Source organism: Polaromonas sp. P1_G4 (genome assembly GCF_056405475.1).
Genome location: NZ_JBFUCA010001027.1, coordinates 1 through 637 on the forward strand (window position 1 = coordinate 1; position 637 = coordinate 637).

Annotated in this window: 1 protein-coding gene; it reads left to right on the top strand. The window is 63.1% G+C overall.

What is annotated here, in order from left to right; all coding sequences use genetic code 11:
• Positions 1 to 637: alkaline phosphatase family protein (locus AC1D1X_RS25175; RefSeq protein ID WP_477699617.1), on the top strand; the 637-nt coding region annotated here is incomplete at its 5' end.

Consider the following 637-nt stretch of genomic DNA (forward strand, 5'->3'; position numbering starts at 1 on the left):
CCTGGATGCCCGCGTCGGCAAAGACAACTACCTCGTCATGCTGACGGCCGACCACGGCTTTATGCCGTCACCTGACTACCTCGCCAGCCAGGGCCGTGAGGCCGGTCGCGTCAACAGCAGCCAGGTGCTGTGGCGCGTCAACACCGGCCTGGAAAAACGCTTTGGCGAAGGCAAATGGACAGCAGGGTTCTCCGGCTCCAGCTTGCTGTTCGACAAAAAACTCATCGCGCAAAAGCAGGCAGACCCGAATGCCCTGGCAGAAGAAGCCCGCACCCTGCTGCTGGCAGAGCCCGGCTTTGCTGCGGCCTATACCCGCCGCGAACTGGCAAGCGCAAGCCGTGCCGGTGCGCCATTTTTCGACCAGATCCGAAAATCCTGGCACGCCGATGTATCGGGCGACGTGCAGTATTCACTCAAGCCCGGCTGGATGTTCGGCAACACGGTCGCCACCCACGGTTCTCCGCATCCGTATGACACGCAAGTGCCCATCCTGATGTACGGCCCCGCCTGGATAAAGCCCGGCCGCATCGATGCGCGCGTGGAAGTGGTGGACATCGCGCCCACGCTGTCACGCCTGCTGCGCATTGCGCCGCCTTCCGCGGCCGAAGGCAAGCTGTTGCCTCTACAGGGGCTATAG